This window comes from Arthrobacter sp. Soil_C_60, from assembly GCF_057656375.1.
On record NZ_JBDGKM010000003.1, the window covers coordinates 344,472 to 360,169 of the forward strand.

A 15,698-nucleotide genomic window follows, 5' to 3' on the forward strand; every position below is an offset into this window, starting at 1 on the left:
TGGCCAGGACGGGGTTGAGGGGCAGCCACGGCTCCCCCTCAACCGTTTGTACAAATACTGTCTACTTCGGTTGGTGAGTTGGGTCGCTACCCGAGTTCGTTGACGCCGATCTCTGGCACGAGGGGGAGTTGGTTGGCTTCGTTGTTGGCTGCGTCGTCTAGCAGCTTTGCGAGGTGGATTCCCCGCCTGTCGCTTAAGTCCTCCAGTTGTGTACGGCAGGAGTAGCCGTCGGCGACGAAAAGGCTCTCGGCCGCTGCTGCCTTGACGGCCGGGAGCAACTGTTGCTCGGCGACAGCCAAGGAAACGTCGTAGTGGCCCTTCTCTACGCCAAAGTTTCCAGCCAATCCACAACAGCCCCCAAGTCGCTGGACCTCCGCCCCAGCACGCTTTAGGAGCGCTTCATCAGCTTCCCACCCCATGACTGAATTGTGATGGCAGTGCGGTTGAGCCACAACGTTTGTTCCGTTCAGCGCTGGTGGTTCGTACCCGGCCGTCATAGCCAGTAGCTCAGCGAGGGTCCGGGTCGAGTCAGCGACGGACCCAGCGACGTCATCACCAAGGAGTTCCACGGCATCTGAACGTAGAACAGCCGTGCAGGATGGTTCCAGACCGACAATGGGAATTCCTGCCTCCGCGCTGGCGGCCAAAGTGTCTACGGTTTGACGCAGCACTGTTTTCGCTTTATCCAACTGGCCCGTCGAAATGAGAGTCAAACCGCAGCAGGTTTGTGTTTCAGGAATACGCACCGAATAGCCGGCACTTTCAAGTACGCGAACGGCAGCAGCCCCAACATCGGGATTGAAATAGTTGGTGAACGAGTCGATCCATAGAAGGACGGGGGGCCTGCCGGTTGCCTCCGAGGCGGGCGGTCTCTGCATGAACCACCTGCGGAAGGTCCGAGAGGGGATTTCGGGTATCCGGCGGCGCGCATCTATGCCTGCGGCCCATAGAGCGATGCTGCGAATACCCGGCACTTTCGTTATAGCATTAGCAAGCTGCGGCGTTGCTGCCGCCAATTTGGCCCACACCGGCAGCCATCCGAGTGAATAGTGCGAACGCGGCCTGACTCTCCCCTTGTAAGTCTGATGCAGAACTTCGGATTTGTAGGACGCCATGTCAATACCCGTGGGGCAGTCCGACAGGCAGCCTTTGCAGGACAGGCATAGATCGAGGGCATCGTGAACTTCTTTAGAACGCCATTGCGGCGGGGCGCCGGAGGCGATCATTTCCTGAAGCACGCGAGCCCTGCCGCGAGTGGAATCCTTTTCTTCCTTGGTGGCCTGGTAGGACGGGCACATGACCGTCTGGCTATGGCGGGTTTCGGCTCTGCACTTGCCTACCCCAGTACACCTATGTACAGCCTGGCTGAAGTCTCCGTCGTCACTGCCGAATCTCAATGCCAGCCCCTCACGCAGAGGCTTCGCGCGGGCAACGCGTATATCGGCATCAAGCGGCACAGGATCAACAATGATGCCTGGATTGAGCAGGTTGGCGGGATCAAAGATGCCTTTGGCCTTCCCAAAGGCATCGATAGCTTCGCCAGAATACATCTCGGGAAGGAGTTCGCTTCTGGCGCGTCCGTCACCATGCTCCCCGGAAAGGGAACCGCCATAACGCGCGACCAGGCGCGCGGCGTCGAACATGAATGCCCGGAACAATGCGGAACCCTCCGGCACGTCGAACGGCATGTCGAGCCGAACATGAACGCAGCCATCGCCGAAATGGCCGTAGGGATAGCCGGACAAATCGTGCTGCTTGATCAACTCGTCGAAGTCGCGCAGATAGTTCCCAAGATGCTGCGGGGGGACTGCCGCGTCCTCCCAGCCTGAGTGCGCCGGCTTGCCGGCAGGTGAACGGCCGGCAAGCCCCGCACCGTCTTCACGGATTCTCCAGAGCGCTGACGCTTGCCCGCTGTCGGACACGAGCAGTGCATCCTTGGCGATGCGGGAAGTTTCCAGCAGGCGCGCCCGTTGCCGGACCTCCATAGCGTCGTCTCCCGAGATTTCCACAAACAGCCAGGCGCTCCCCGCGGGAAGGTGCGGGACCGCCGCGGCTCCTTTGCGCGTTCGCACGACGTCGACTATCCGTGAATCGAGTCCCTCGCAGGCCGTCGGAGAGAACGAGAGCACGTCCATGACTGCATCGCCGGCAGCGCCGATGTCGTCAAAACCCAGGACGACCAAGGTCTTGAAGGGGACGTCCCGCACCAGCCGGACACCCGCCTCCAAAATGACCGCCAAGGTTCCTTCGCTGCCGACCAGCATCTTCTTGAGATCAAACCCTCGCTCGGGCAGGAGATGCTCGAGGGCGTATCCGGAAACTTGGCGGCCGAACTGGCCAAGTTCAGTCCGGATCATTCCGAGATTGGAACGGACCAAGGCCTTGAGCTGCGCGGTCTCGGGCGTTTCCGCGCATTCTCGTTCGTCCAGATGCAGGCGCTGGCCAGTGCCAAGCAACACATCGAGCGACGTTATATTCTCGGCCGTGCGGCCGTACGCCAGAGTACGGGAACCGCACGCGTTATTGCCGATCATCCCTCCGATGGTGCAGCGCGTATGGGTGGAAGGATCGGGCCCGAACCGAAGACCGTGCAGGACCGCCGCTTTCTGCAGGCTCGCGTGTACAGTGCCGGGCTGGACGATCGCCGTTTTACTCTCCGGATCGATCGACAAGACCCGGTTCATGTGCCGGCTGAAGTCCAGAACGACACCCGTGCCGAGGGCATTTCCCGCGACCGATGTCCCGGCACCCCGCGACGTAATCGGAACTCCGCGCTCCTTGCAGATGGCCAGAGCGGCAATCACGTCGTCGGCGTTGCGTGGAAAGGCTACAGCAGCGGGCGTCGCTCGGTACAAGGAGGCGTCGGAGGAGTATGCAGCCCGGGTCGTGCCATCGTCCCGCACGTCCTGAATGCCTCCGGCGCGGAGGGCCGCGGCCAACGTGGAAGGAGCAGCCAAGGACTGCACTTTTGGACTCATGTCCGGTTCCGTTCAAGTCCCACGGCTGCGCCGTCTCCGAAACCGGAGTCGAGGGTATCTGCCTGTACTTCATCGCGGCCCGGCCCGCCGGCTGCCGCAGACATTGTTGCTGCATCCACCGCCTCCGTGTACAGGTCGCGGGAGCGAATCGCCATCGTGCAGGCCGCGCTGATGATGCAAACGACGGCGATGTAACCGATGATCGGCCCAATGCTGCCATTCGACCGGCTGAGCAGGAAAGTGAGAATAAGCGGAGTCATGCCCGAAGCAACGATGCCGGAGAGCTGATAGACAACGGAGATGCCGCTGTACCGGACACGTATGGGGAAGAGTTCCGCGAACAGGGATGCTTCGGGCGCGTAGACCATCGGATAGATGATTCCGAGCACAACCACGATCGTTGCAGAGATGACCAGTGCGCTGCCTGTTCCCAGAAGGAGGAACGCAGGATATGCAACTACGCCGAGCAAAACCGAGCCCCAGGTGTACAAATGCCGCCGGTCGATCCGGTCGGAGAGACGGCCAAAGACGGGGATGAAAATTACCATGGTGACAGCGGCGCACATGACCGCGATGAGCATCGTTTGCTGGCTCAACTCCAGGAGGTCGGTGCCATAAGCGATGGCGAACACCGCCCAGGTATTGAAAGCTACGCCTTCGATCCAGCGGCTGCCCATCCCCAGCAGGATATGTCGGCGGTTCTTGCGGTCCCTCGCCAGTTCCAGGGCCGGAATGGTTGCCTTCGCCTCGGTCTCCTCAAGCTTCCTGAAGGCGGGAGTCTCCATGACCTTCAACCGAATGAAGAGGCCGACGCCGACAAGAACGGCGCTCATGATGAACGCGATCCGCCACCCCCAGCTGAGGAACGCTTCGTCAGAGAGGACCGCGCCCAGAAGCGCGAAGACGCCCGTCCCCAGGACAAGGCCCAGCGCGAGGCCTACCTGCGGCAGGCTTCCGTAGAGGCCGCGCTTCCCCTTGGGCGCATATTCGACCGCCATGAGGACGGCGCCGCCCCATTCGCCGCCGACCGCGATGCCCTGAGCGAGCCGGAGAATCACGAGGAGAATGGGTGCCAGAATGCCGATGGTTCCATAGGCAGGTACAACGCCGATCAGGAAGGTGGCCACACCCATAATGATCATCGTGGTGACGAGGGTCTTCTTTCGGCCGATCTTGTCGCCGATGTGACCGAAGATGAGGCCGCCCAGAGGGCGGGCGACAAATCCGACCGCGAAGGACCCGAACGCCAGCAGCGTTCCGATGAGCGGGTCTTCACTGGGGAAGAAGAGGACATCGAAGACCAGGCCAGCGGCCATGCCGTAGAGGAAAAAGTCGTACCATTCGACCGTTGTCCCGATGACTGTTGATACGACGACAGTCCGCAGCTCGGCTTTAGAGACGCGGACTTCCGCTTCGGCACTCACAGTGACTCCTTGAAGATGCTCCTGAGCGCGTCCTCCGAGACTGGCCTCGGAACGACCGCCAGCTGGCGGGTCTGCTTCATTGTTCCCGCGACTAGTTCATCCAAATGATCTTCGTGGTAGCCGAAACTTCTCAGGCCTGCCGGCATCCCAATGTCGGTCATCAGCTCCGTCAGCACGTGCGCCAGTGCGTCCGCGCCGTCGGTTGCCGTGAAAGTCCGACCGCTCAGCAGCTCCGCGGCACGCAGGTGGCGGCCCGGGTCGCTGGGGTATGTCCACCGGAAAACAGCTGAGGCAGTGGAGGAGACGGCCTGGCCGTGAGGAACCATTGGCATCTGCGGATATCCGGTTGCCTGGTAATTCTTTACCGCCCCTGCGATCGGGTAGGCATTGGCATGGGGGAGATGTGTTCCTGCGTTTCCAAAGCCTGTGCCTGCCGATGTCGAGGCCAGAGCCATCTGGTACCTGGCTTCCAAGTCCCGGCCGTTCATTACGGCCCGCCGCAGGTACTTTCCGACGAGCCGCAGCGCCTGCTCGCACCACACATCGCTGATCGGGTTGGAACCGCAGAATGCGGGACGCTTCGTGGGATCCTCAGGCGCGGGCTTGGCGTCGAACTTGACGCTGGTGTAGCTCTCCAACGCATGCGAGAGGACGTCCATTCCGCTTGCTGCTGTTACCTCCGTAGGCATTGTCAGAGTAGTCAGCGGATCAACGACGGCGAGTGTGGGCCGCAGCTTGGGGTGGCTAACGCCGGCCTTGAGGTGGAGGCCAAGAAAATCAATGACGCAGATCGTGGTCGACTCGGAGCCTGTACCAGCGGTCGTCGGCACTGCGATGAGCGGCTTGAGCGGCAGCCACGGGGCCTTCCCGCCGCCGATAGGTGGTGTGACGAAGTCCAGCAGTTCTCCTGGATGGGTGGTCAAGAGATTGACAGCCTTGGCTGTGTCGATGGCGGAGCCTCCGCCTACGGCGATAAAACAGTCCCAGTCCTGTTCGCGCGCCCAAGCGACGGCTTCGTTGATGCTGTCGTCGGTGGGCTCGACTGCCACGCCGTCGAAAATTTCGGTCTTGACTCCATTTGCAACCAACCGCTCGTGGATGCGGTCGGGTGTCCCGGTATTCCGTACGCCCGGGTCGGTAATGATGAGACAGGATTTGGCTTCAAGGGCTGCTACTTCGGAATGGATCTCGTCTAAGGCGCCTAGCCCGAACTTAAGCGGGGGAGCGGCCCATGTAAAAACACTTTCGTTGGAGTTCGCCGTATACATGCTTGGTTACCACCTCTCGTATGTGGGCACCCTGCCCACATTGTGAATCCAATGTATAGGCACATGTGGATGTTGTGAAGTGGCTCACAGAATTTTTCCGAAGTGAGTTTCTTGTAAACGATGTGAGGTCAGGGGGATAGGGGCCGGTCGACGGGAACAAACATTTGGGCCTCCTTGGCCGCGGCGACAATGAGTGCCGCCAGTTCGGGGACCCGCGTGACAGGAAGCCTGACCGTCGGAACCTGGATGACCAGCGCGGCTTGGGCTTTGCCCTCGGTGTCCAATATGGGAGCCCCGACGCAACGGACACCTTCAACATTTTCTTGCTCGTCGATGCTGTATCCACGTTCTCGTGTCGCCTCGACTTGACGGGCAAACTCGTCGCGGTTGCGGATGGTGTAGGGAGTGAGCGGTGGTAGATCATCGGGAAGGGCTGCCGTGAATTCATGGCGGTCAGGGGAGAAGGCCATGATCGATTTTCCCGAAGCTGTTGCATACAGAGGGAACCGTGCTCCCGCGCGCTGTTCGAAGCGGAGCGGCAGCTGTGACTGGACCCTGGTGAGCACTACGGATTCGTCTCCTTGCCGGATGGCCAAGTTGACGGATTCTCCGGTGGCTGCGTTTACTCCCTCTAGAATGGGGATCATTTTGTCGACGCCGAAGCCGCGTTGTGCAGCCTGGCCCAGCAACACAGTGCCGGTGCCAAGGTAATAGCTGTCTGTCTTAGGGTTGCGGGAGACGAACCGTTCTGCCATGAGCGCTCGTAGTATTCGATTGGTTGTGCCTGAGGAGAGCCCCACTGCGACCGCGATTGCGCCGCTGCTCATCTCTCCGGACGAGGCGGCAATGGCCTGCAGCACGCTCAGTGCCCGTCCGATCGCCTGGGTGCCGGGGGGAGGTGCTTCGCTCATCATTCAATACTAGGGGCCCTTGGTCTTGGTGGCGGAAGCATGATTGCTCCCGCCACCATGGGTCATTGCGGACTACACGCCGAAGAGCTATTGACCGCGATGAGGCAGTCCCTTATGCCCTTAGACGAGGGACGCGCTGAGGTTCGCGTCCGCCGTAGTTGTTTGGATGGTTTGGCTGGTGCGGATGAGGTCGGCGCAGCGCTCGCCGATCATCATGACGGTGAGGTTAGGGTTGGCCGTCATGTGCTCGGGCGTGACCGAGGCGTCGGCGACGCGCAGGTCGGTGCTGACGAGGTTGTGTTGGGGTCCATCGGCTCCCTCACCGGCTTCGAACCCCGCCTGCGCCACGAATCCGACAGTCTCGATCTCGTCGAAGACCTCATCCTTGCCGGCTTGGGAGTCGGCCTGCTGCCCGGGGAAAGGAAGCCACCGGCGTCGTATTCATTCTGCTCGCCGAGCCCGAAGTCCGGCTTTGCGCCAATACCCATACGAGGAAACGGCGCACCACGTGGCCGTCGTTGCGCCACCTTCTTGCCCGCCTCGAACCGGGAGCGGGGAGAGCTCTCCCCGCCGTCGCGAGCAACGAGTGCAGCTACCAGCCGTGGGCTTCCACTCGGACGAATTCGTACTATTCCAGGAAACGGGGAGGATCGGAATCTGGGCTAGGCGTAGGGTGGAATTTAGACGATAGGAGCACTTCATGAAGAAAATCCTCATGGTACTGACCAGCGTTTCCGAGATCGGCGATACGGGCGAGAAGACCGGCTACAACGTGGCCGAGGCTGCACATCCCTGGAAGGTCTTCAAGGATTCCGGGCATTTCGTCGACTTCGCGTCCATCCAGGGCGGCCAGCCCCCGCGTGATGAGGTGGACTCGGAAGATCCTATCCAGGTTGCCTTCACGAAGGACGAGGTCACGCGCGCTGGGCTTTACAACACTGCCCGCGTTGACGTCGTCGATCCAGGTCAGTACGACGCCGTCTTCCTCGTGGGAGGTCACGGCACCATGTGGGATTTCCCGGATAGCGAAGGCTTGCAGAATCTGGTGGCCAGCGTCTACGACTCCGGCGGCGTGGTGGGTGCGGTCTGCCACGGGCCGGCCGGCCTGCTGAACGTGGAATTGGAGAACGGGCTTCGCCTCGTCGAGGGCCGGAGGGTGGCGGCCTTCACCAACGAGGAGGAGGTTGCCGCAGGGAAGGACCAGGTAATCCCGTTCTTTTTGGCAGACCGACTTGAGGAACAGGGGGCCACTCACGTCTCCGCTGATGTCTTTGAGGAGAAGGTCGTGGTCGACGATCGGTTGGTGACCGGCCAGAACCCGGCTTCAGCCGCCGGCGTGGCCAAGGAGATGGAGAAGCTCCTTGCGGAGGTCATCCACCAGGAAAAAGCCGAGGAACAGCACGAGACGGAGACTCTGCGCGCCGAGAAGAACGCCGAGAAAAACGCCAAGAAGGCTGCCGCAGAAGCGGAGCACTAACGCCCACAGCGCACTGAAACTGGCGGCCACTCCGACGACGGAGGCGGCCGCCAGTTGGCGTGCAGGCCGGGAACTTTTTAGACGAGGGACGCGCTGAGGTTGGCGTCCGCCGTCGTTGTTTGAAGGGTTTGGCTGGTGCGGATGAGGTCGCCGCAGCGCTCTCCGATCATCATGACGGTGAGGTTGGGGTTGACCGTGACGTGCTCGGGCATGACCGAGGCGTCGGCGACGCGCAGGCCGGTGACGCCCTTGACGCGCAGCTCGGGGTCGAGCGGCGACATTGCGTCCTCGGGCGGGCCCATGCGGACGGTGCCGACGGGGTGGTAGACGGTGTTGTGTGTCTTGCGGATGTAGTCCTGCAGTTCCTCGTCGGTTTGTGCCTCGACGCCCGGGGACAGCTCGCGGCCGGCCCATCCGGCCATGGCTGGCTGGGCGGCGATTTCGCGGGCCTTGCGGATGCCGGCAACCATGACGCGCATGTCGTGGCCTTCGGGATCGGTGAAGTAGCGCGGGTCCACCATGGGCTTGTCGCGGAAGTCGCGGCTGCGCAGCCGGACGGTGCCGCGGGAGCGGGCGTGCGTGACGTTCGGGGTGAGGCTGAAGCCGTTCTCCGTGGTGGGGTAGCCGTGCCGCAGGGTGTTCATGTCGAAGGGCACGGCGCCGTAGTGCATCATCAGGTCCGGGCGGTCCAGGCCCTCCTCCGTGGGCGTGAAGATGCCGATCTCCCACCACTGGGTGGAGGTTTGGACCATGGGCTGCTTGGCCTCGAACTGGACGACGCCTTCGGGGTGGTCCTGCAGGTGCTCGCCGACGCCGGGGGAGTCGACCAGCACCTCGATACCGTGCTCCGCGAGGTGGGCGGCGGGGCCGATGCCGGAGAGCATCAGCAGTTTCGGCGTGTCGATGGCGCCGGTGGACACGACGACTTCCTGCCGGGCAGCCAGCCGGTGCGTGCGGCCGAAGGCGGAGTCCACAACATCGACGCCGGTGCAGCGCTTCTCGACGTCGAACACCAGCTGGCGTGCGCGCAGGCCGGTCAGCAGGGTGAAGTTTCCGCGCTCCATAATCGGGTGGATGTAGGAGACGGAGCTGGAGGAGCGGGTGCCGTCCGCGCGGCGGTTGATCTGGAAGAAGTTGGCGCCGTTGACCACGGTGGTGCCGTCATTGAACTTTGCCCGCGGAATGCCGGCCTGTTCGCAGGCGTCCAGCAGTGCGATACCGGCCGGGTCAGCTGGCGGGACATTCATGACGTGCACGGGGCCGGAGTCTCCGTGGTGCGGGGCAGCCGGTCCGGCGTCCTCGTTGGTTTCCAGCCGCCGGTACAGGGGCCAGGCGTTCTCCGCGTTCCAGCCGGTGGCGCCGTACTTGGCTTCCCATTCGTCCAGGTCCTCGCGCGGGGCCCAGAAGGCGATGCAGGAGTTGTGGCTGGAGCAGCCGCCCATGACCTTCGCTCGGGAGTGCCGCATGAAGGAGTTGCCGTTCTCCTGCGGCTCGATGGGATAGTCCCAGTCATAGCCGGATTCGAGCAGCTCCATCCAGCGGTCCAGCTGCAGGACCTCGGGGATGCTGCGGTCGTCGGGGCCGGCCTCGACCAGCGCTACGGTCACTTCGGGGTCTTCGCTCAGTCGGGCGGCGACGGCGGCGCCGGCGGATCCGCCGCCGATCACGATGTAGTCGAACTCCCGGTCGATCAGGTTGTCGATGTTGTCGAGGTGCATTTAGCTCTCCTTGCCGTGGTCAGCGAACCAGCCGGTCACCTGCGGGCTGGTGTTCTGGTAGATGTGCTTGGCTTCCTGGTACTCGGCCAGACCGGTGGGGCCCAGCTCGCGGCCGACGCCGGACTGGCCAAAGCCGCCCCACTCGGCCTGCGGGAGGTAGGGGTGGAAGTCGTTGATCCAGACGGTGCCGTGACGCAACCGGCCGGCCACGCGCTGCGCCTTGCCGGCGTCCTGCGTCCAGACCGCGCCGGCCAGGCCGTAGATCGTGTCGTTGGCGGTGGCAACGGCCTCGTCCTCGGTGCGGAAGGTCTCCACCGTCACCACCGGGCCGAAGGCTTCGTCGACGACGACGGACATTCCCCTTTCCACGCGGTCCAGGACGGTCGGCTGGTAGTAGAACCCGCCGTCGTACTTGTCGCCGTCCGGGGCAGCGCCGCCGCAGCGCAGCCGTGCGCCCTCCTGCACTCCGCGCTGGACGTACGCGTCCACCTTCTCGCGGTGGGCCGCGGAAATCAGCGGTCCGGTCTCCGCGGCGTCGTCGAAGGGGCCGCCAAGGCGGATGCCCTCGGCGCGGCGGACCAGCTCGTCGACGAAGCGCTCGGCGATCGATTCCTCGACCACCAGCCGGGCCCCGGCCGAGCAGACCTGCCCGGAGTGCACAAAGGCGCCGTTCAGCGCATTATCGACGGCGGCATCGAAGTCCGCATCGGCGAACACCACGTTGGGGTTCTTGCCGCCGAGTTCCAGCGCCACCTTCTTGACCGTGCCGGCCGCGGCCGCGGCGATGCGCTTGCCGGTCTCCAGGCCGCCGGTGAAGGAGACAAGGTCGATGTCGGGATGCTCCGAAAGCGGTGCGCCCGCCTCCGCACCGGCGCCGGTTACGAGGTTGGCCACGCCGTCGGGCAGGCCGAGGTCCTGGAGCAGCTGCATGGTCAGGATGGCCGTGGACGGGGTGAGCTCGGAGGGCTTGAGCACAAACGTGCAGCCGGCGGCCAACGCGGGCGCAATCTTCCACGCGGCCTGCAGCAGCGGGTAGTTCCACGGCGTGATCAGGCCGCAAACGCCCACCGGCTCGTGGACAATACGGCTAACGACGGCGGCATCCCCGGCGTCGACCACACGGCCCGCGTCCTGACCGGCCAGCCTGCCGAAATACTCGAAGCAGGCGGCAATGTCGTCCATGTCGATGCGGCTCTCGACCATGCGCTTGCCGGTGTCCAGCGATTCGGCGCGGGCAAACTTCTCGCGGCTTTCGCGCAGGCCGGCTGCGACCTTGAGCAGGAACGCGCCGCGCTCGGGGGCAGGAACGGAGGCCCAGACGCCGGAATCGAAGGCGGCGCGGGCCGCGGCGATGGCGCGCTCGGCGTCTTGCCGGCCAGCCTCGGACACCGTCGCGACCAGTTCGCCGTCGGCCGGGTTGCGGATCTCCCGCACGGCGCCGGAAGCGGCCGGTTCCCAAGTCCCGTTGATGAATAAGGTGGAGGCGGTATCGGTCATGTTGTCTCCTTTGTAGGTACGGCGACGGATTCGTCGACCGTGTTGTAGTCGGTTTCCCAGTCCGCCTTGGGCGGGACATTTTCGGCGACGGTGCTGTAGGTCAGGGTGTCGCAGTGCTGGTGCAGGAACTCGAGGTGCACTTCGTAGTGGTCCAGTACGTCGGCTATGACCTCGTCCTTGCTGTAGCCCATGAGGTCGTAGCCGTGGCTGCCTTCGAGCGAGAACACCTCGATCCGGTAGTACCTCCCGCCGGCGGCGCTGGACAGGGCGTGGGACGGGACGTTCCGCTGGACCGGGTAGATCTGGTACTTGAAGGTGCGCTCGCCGTCGAGCTCCACGCACAAGTCCGCGGTATCGATTCCGAAAGCCTCCACGGTGCTGGTCTCCAGCGTTGCCTTCAGCCCGCGGGCACGCAGGTCCTCACACACCTCGTTGAGCGCGGGAACTGCGACCGTGGAGACGAAGTTCTGGACCTGAGGGTGCCGGGGATAGTTCATGGCCCGGGCCAAACGCTGGCGCCAGCCGCGGCGGCTGTCCGCGCCTCCCGGGACGTTCGTGCGCGAATTGAGCACGGAGTGCAGTCCGGTCTGGTAGCTGTCCACTAGTGCGGTTTCCAGCCGCAGCGCCTTGTAGAGGCCCAACATGATGAAGACCAGCACCACGGAGAACGGCAGCCCCATGATCACGGTGGCACTCTGCAGCGTGGGGACACCGCCCACCAGGAGCATTCCTAATGTCAGGAGGCCTGTGGCTACGGCCCAGAAGACACGCAGCCACTTGGGGCTGTCCGAGTCTGCGTCCTTCAGGTGCGAGCTGAAGTTGGCCATCACGAGGGCGCCGGAATCTGCACTCGTGACGTAGAACAGCAGACCGGTGAAGGTGGCCACGGCCGCGCTGAGCGGAGCCAGCGGGTACTGCTCGAGCAGGCCGTAGAAGGCGCGCTCCGGGTTGCTCATGGCCATTTCCCCGAACCCGGCGTTGCCGCCCATCACGATCTCGAGGGCACTGTTACCGAAGATCGAGATCCACAGCAGGATGAAGCCGAACGGCACCACCAGCACTCCGAAAACGAACTCGCGCAGCGTGCGGCCGCGGGAAATGCGCGCCAGGAACAGCCCCACGAAGGGAGCCCAGGCGATCCACCAGGCCCAGAAGAACAGCGTCCAGCCGTTGAGCCACTCGTCCGGCCGGTCGTAGGCGAACGTATTGAGCGCCATTGACGGGAAGCGGGACAGCGTATCGCCGATGTTGTTCACGATGCCGTCGAAGAGGAAGCGCGTGGACCCGGTGACGAGGATGAAGATCATCAGCGCGATGGCCAGGATGATGTTGAGCTCCGACAGTCGGCGGATGCCCTTCTCCACTCCGGTGAGCACCGAAACGGTCGCCATCACCACGGCCACGGCGATCAGTGCGATCTGCACGAGGGTGTTCTCGGGGATGCCGAACTGGAAGCTCAGTCCGTAGTTGAGTTGGGCGACGCCGATTCCCAGGCTGGTAGCGATGCCGAAGATCGCGCCCAGCAAGGCAGCAATATCGACGGCGTGCCCCAGCGGCCCGTGGATCCGCTTGCCGAGGATGGGGTACAGCGCGGAGCGGATGCTGAGCGGCAGGTTGTGCCGGTAAGCGAAGTAGCCGAGTGCCAGTCCCATCAGGGCGTAGAGGCCCCAGCCCAGGATGCCGTAGTGGAACAATGTCCAGACCATGGCCTGCCGGGCGGCCTCAACAGTGGAACCTTCGCCTCCCGGCGGGGCCAAGAACTGTGTCACGGGCTCCGACACCGAGAAGAACATGAGGTCGATCCCGATGCCGGCGGCGAAGAGCATCGCCGTCCACGTGAACATGTTGAACGTCGGGCGCGAGTGATCCGGCCCGAGGCGGGTTTTTCCCACTCTGGAAACGGCCACAAAGAGGACGAACGCGAGCACCGCGACGACGATCAGCGAGTACCACCAGCCGAACGTCTCGCCCACCCAGGTGACGGCGGTGCCGATCACGGCATCTGCTGACGCGCGGTCCAAAATGGCCCACAGCGCGATGCCGAGGACACCCGCCGCCGAGCCGATAAAGACGGTCTTGTTTACCCGTGTCCGCGGTGTGGGATCAGGCGGGGTTTTGTACGAAGGCAGGAGGGTGTCCGGCGATGGGCGCTTGTTGTCTGCGTCGTCCTGCTGGGACTCGATAATTTCGGGAGGCGTGCTCATATTGGTCTCGTACCTCGCATCGGTAGCTGGTGCTGGTCGCGTCACGCCGATAGCTATCACCCATCAGGGTCGGAATCCTGACGCTGGCAACAGTAGGAATCAGCTCCGGCGCGCCCCTAGCACATCCAAAAAGGGGTCAAAATACCTGCTTGATAGAGCGGCATCACTTGTACGTACGTTTTCTGCAAGGGTGGAGTTCTCGCTCTAGACCGAGAGTCCGAAGCACGACGGCGTGCTACTTACCGCTTGGCACCAGAGCGCTGCAGGCATGCTTGCGGAATTCCATCCGATGACGCGTCCCTGCCGGGAAGTTCCCGGGGCAGCGGTAGCGGCAGCATCTTGTTCGAATGTTTCTTGTACTGTGATCCAACTCATATGTAGCACAGTAGCGGAGGTTGAACATCTGTTCAAGACCTTGTTTGAACAAGTGTTCAAGGTGCATAATGGCGCGAAACAGCCGTTACAAGAGGGCAGCCCTGCTATGCGGCGAAGGCGATCTCCTCTGTGCGGGCGAGGCTCCTTTGGATGGATGCCTCGTCCAGGGCGAGGAGCGCCGTTAGCCACATGCCGTTTTGTATGACGACAATGTCGGCGGCCCGCTCCCTGCATTTATCGGGCGAAAGCTCTGGCTTGGCATTCGCAATCAACGTCGCGAGCCCATCGATATACCGATCGAAGGCAGCCGCGTTAATCAGTGCGAACTCTTTATCGGCTTTCGCGAGCGCCCAAAGGTGGAGGCGCAGCGACAAGTATGGCGTGTTCAGGAATTCCGGGCCGGCAACCCGTCTGAGGGCTTTGCGCAGTTGTTCGTCCGGCGTCATCGCCGAGTCGGGCGCGACCAGCATAAGGTCGTCCTCGTCGATCCGGTGCAAAGCCGCACGGATCAGACTCGACTTGTCTTCGTAGTAATAGTTCACAAGCCCCAAGGCGACGCCGGCTTCGCGCGCTACGGCGCGCATGTTGACCCCAGAGATGCCATGCCGCGACAGCAGGTCCAGTGCCGCTTCCAGAATGCGGGACTGCCTATCAACCTGCTGGTCAGAGTTCACGGTGCTTGGGTTCATTTGACCAGACTATTGGGCAACTCGCGCGGAGTGAATTGCATGTCGGACACTTGGCTTCCGCCGTCGACCGGAGGACGATTAAAGGATCGAGACAGAGGAGGTTCGTGATGTGCTACGCCTCGAATAAGGATTTCGGTTGGGGCTTCAGAAAGGAAAGCGTGCGCACGCCGGAAACCCGCCAGGGAGACCAGGACGCCGGAGGCGAGACCTGGACGAAGTCCGATGACTCCGACGTGAAGGCTTTCCTCGACAAGTCCGAAGAGCCGGCCAGCGACCGGGCTACATAGCCGAATACCGTACAGAGCATTGAAGCCCCGCAGGGTTCTGCGGGGCTTCAATTGCGCTGGAGCCACCCTGGAGAGGCGCGAACCGGCGCCGGTTCTGTCAGACTGGTCCGCCGCCGAAGCCGATCTCATTGCCATCCGGGTCGCGGAAAGTCGCCTTGCGGACGCCGTTGCCGTAGGTTTCACGCACAGCCGGCTCAAGCCCCCGTTCGGCGATTTGTGAGATGCGGGCGTCAAAGTCACCGAGGAAGATGGTGTGCATGGCGTGCCCGGCGTGCACAGGCCGCACTTCGATGAACAGATACCGGTGCTCGGCGAGCTCCCAAACCGCCTCGGTGTCGTTCGGGAGGAACGATGGCTGGGTTCCCAGGAGCCGCTCATACCAAGCTGTCGCTTCGGCGTAATCGCGGACGGGGATTCCGGCGAAAAGATCTAGGTCCATGACTTCCTTCTCGGGCGAGTTGGACAACGCTACCTCCCTTTCAACTGGCCGGGCCATTGTCATCGTGGTCTGCACACCAGGCCGTGATGACGGCCTGCAATTCATCTGCAGCTTCCCTGACTTCCGCAGTGTCCTTGAACCGCATCACGCGCACCAGCCGTGCGTCACCGGTCAGCCGTGGATGATGCCCGCTGATTTCCGCTCCGCAGTGGAACATCAGGCTGACAAACTTTTTGGCCGGGTTGAAGCTGACGATGTCACCCTTGAAAGAAAAGGTCGGAGTCTTCCACTTAACCGACTCGGTAACGCGGTCATCGGCACTCAGGATGAGCTCCCGGGCCAGCTGCATGGTCTCTTCCAAGGGATGGGCGCGCTCTGCAAACCAGGCGTCGACCTCCGGACGCTTACTCAAATGATGCTCCTGTCCGTTG

The 15,698-nt window shown here is 62.9% G+C and carries 12 protein-coding genes and 1 pseudogene; 2 read left to right on the forward strand and 11 right to left on the reverse strand.

Annotated elements, in window-relative coordinates; translation table 11 throughout:
- Positions 1 to 86 precede the first annotated feature (86 nt).
- From AC3A4M_RS08400 to AC3A4M_RS08420, 5 genes and pseudogenes are all read right to left on the reverse strand, one after another.
- Positions 87 to 2,978, reverse strand: coding sequence for an FAD-binding and (Fe-S)-binding domain-containing protein (locus tag AC3A4M_RS08400; RefSeq protein WP_498735196.1), 2,892 nt, complete (start codon positions 2,976 to 2,978; stop codon positions 87 to 89).
- Positions 2,975 to 4,402: an MFS transporter gene (locus AC3A4M_RS08405; protein ID WP_498735198.1), complete on the reverse strand. Its 1,428-nt coding sequence runs from the start codon at positions 4,400 to 4,402 to the stop codon at positions 2,975 to 2,977. The genes AC3A4M_RS08400 and AC3A4M_RS08405 overlap by 4 nt, the downstream gene beginning before the upstream one ends.
- Entirely contained in the window at positions 4,399 to 5,670 is a 1,272-nt protein-coding gene (locus AC3A4M_RS08410; RefSeq protein WP_498735199.1) for a hydroxyacid-oxoacid transhydrogenase, read from the reverse strand. Before AC3A4M_RS08410 ends, AC3A4M_RS08405 begins: the two co-directional genes overlap by 4 nt.
- 128 nt (positions 5,671 to 5,798) lie before the next feature.
- Positions 5,799 to 6,581, reverse strand: coding sequence for an IclR family transcriptional regulator (locus AC3A4M_RS08415; RefSeq protein ID WP_498735201.1), 783 nt, complete (start codon positions 6,579 to 6,581; stop codon positions 5,799 to 5,801).
- A 120-nt stretch (positions 6,582 to 6,701) separates the two neighbouring features.
- Positions 6,702 to 6,866: pseudogene (locus tag AC3A4M_RS08420) on the reverse strand (GMC oxidoreductase); the annotation flags it as partial.
- 415 nt (positions 6,867 to 7,281) lie between these two features.
- On the opposite strand from AC3A4M_RS08420, the gene AC3A4M_RS08425 reads away from it, so the two are divergent.
- Positions 7,282 to 8,058 carry a type 1 glutamine amidotransferase domain-containing protein gene (locus tag AC3A4M_RS08425; RefSeq protein WP_498735203.1) on the forward strand — a complete coding sequence of 259 codons (777 nt, stop codon included), beginning with the start codon at positions 7,282 to 7,284 and terminating at the stop codon, positions 8,056 to 8,058.
- 77 nt (positions 8,059 to 8,135) lie between these two features.
- Here the strand turns inward: AC3A4M_RS08425 and AC3A4M_RS08430 are convergent, their stop codons facing one another.
- The 4 genes from AC3A4M_RS08430 to AC3A4M_RS08445 all read right to left on the reverse strand — a co-directional run bounded on the left by AC3A4M_RS08430 (position 8,136) and on the right by AC3A4M_RS08445 (position 14,541).
- Complete coding sequence (locus AC3A4M_RS08430) at positions 8,136 to 9,776, reverse strand: GMC family oxidoreductase (RefSeq protein ID WP_498735205.1); 1,641 nt, start codon at positions 9,774 to 9,776, stop codon at positions 8,136 to 8,138.
- Positions 9,777 to 11,273: an aldehyde dehydrogenase family protein gene (locus AC3A4M_RS08435; protein ID WP_498735207.1), complete on the reverse strand. Its 1,497-nt coding sequence runs from the start codon at positions 11,271 to 11,273 to the stop codon at positions 9,777 to 9,779.
- Positions 11,270 to 13,477, reverse strand: a complete 2,208-nt coding sequence (betT, locus tag AC3A4M_RS08440) for a choline BCCT transporter BetT (protein ID WP_498735209.1) — start codon at positions 13,475 to 13,477, stop codon at positions 11,270 to 11,272. The genes AC3A4M_RS08435 and betT overlap by 4 nt, the downstream gene beginning before the upstream one ends.
- 479 nt (positions 13,478 to 13,956) lie before the next feature.
- The gene (locus AC3A4M_RS08445; RefSeq protein ID WP_498735210.1) at positions 13,957 to 14,541 is read right to left on the reverse strand and encodes a TetR/AcrR family transcriptional regulator; all 585 of its coding nucleotides are present in this window, start codon (positions 14,539 to 14,541) and stop codon (positions 13,957 to 13,959) included.
- Positions 14,542 to 14,699: 158 nt separating this feature from the next.
- Here AC3A4M_RS08445 and AC3A4M_RS08450 point away from each other — a divergent pair, with 158 nt between their 5' ends.
- Positions 14,700 to 14,828, forward strand: coding sequence for a hypothetical protein (locus AC3A4M_RS08450; RefSeq protein WP_498735211.1), 129 nt, complete (start codon positions 14,700 to 14,702; stop codon positions 14,826 to 14,828).
- A 97-nt stretch (positions 14,829 to 14,925) separates the two neighbouring features.
- On the opposite strand, the gene AC3A4M_RS08455 is transcribed toward AC3A4M_RS08450, so the two are convergent.
- Both AC3A4M_RS08455 and AC3A4M_RS08460 read right to left on the reverse strand, forming a co-directional pair.
- A complete protein-coding gene (locus tag AC3A4M_RS08455) occupies positions 14,926 to 15,294 on the reverse strand; it encodes a VOC family protein (protein WP_498735212.1) in 369 nt (122 codons plus the stop codon).
- A gap of 13 nt (positions 15,295 to 15,307) precedes the next feature.
- Positions 15,308 to 15,679, reverse strand: coding sequence for a DUF1801 domain-containing protein (locus AC3A4M_RS08460; RefSeq protein WP_498735213.1), 372 nt, complete (start codon positions 15,677 to 15,679; stop codon positions 15,308 to 15,310).
- Between the last annotated feature and the right edge of the window lie 19 nt (positions 15,680 to 15,698).

Excerpts from the sequence above, each read along its gene's own strand:
- betT (WP_498735209.1), bottom strand. The coding sequence starts at position 13,477 with ATGAGCACGCCTCCCGAAATTATCGAGTCCCAGCAGGACGACGCAGAC.
- AC3A4M_RS08400 (WP_498735196.1), bottom strand. The coding sequence starts at position 2,978 with ATGAGTCCAAAAGTGCAGTCCTTGGCTGCTCCTTCCACGTTGGCCGCG.
- AC3A4M_RS08425 (WP_498735203.1), top strand. The coding sequence starts at position 7,282 with ATGAAGAAAATCCTCATGGTACTGACCAGCGTTTCCGAGATCGGCGAT.
- AC3A4M_RS08430 (WP_498735205.1), bottom strand. The coding sequence starts at position 9,776 with ATGCACCTCGACAACATCGACAACCTGATCGACCGGGAGTTCGACTAC.
- AC3A4M_RS08415 (WP_498735201.1), bottom strand. The coding sequence starts at position 6,581 with ATGAGCGAAGCACCTCCCCCCGGCACCCAGGCGATCGGACGGGCACTG.
- AC3A4M_RS08410 (WP_498735199.1), bottom strand. The coding sequence starts at position 5,670 with ATGTATACGGCGAACTCCAACGAAAGTGTTTTTACATGGGCCGCTCCC.
- AC3A4M_RS08435 (WP_498735207.1), bottom strand. The coding sequence starts at position 11,273 with ATGACCGATACCGCCTCCACCTTATTCATCAACGGGACTTGGGAACCG.
- AC3A4M_RS08445 (WP_498735210.1), bottom strand. The coding sequence starts at position 14,541 with ATGAACCCAAGCACCGTGAACTCTGACCAGCAGGTTGATAGGCAGTCC.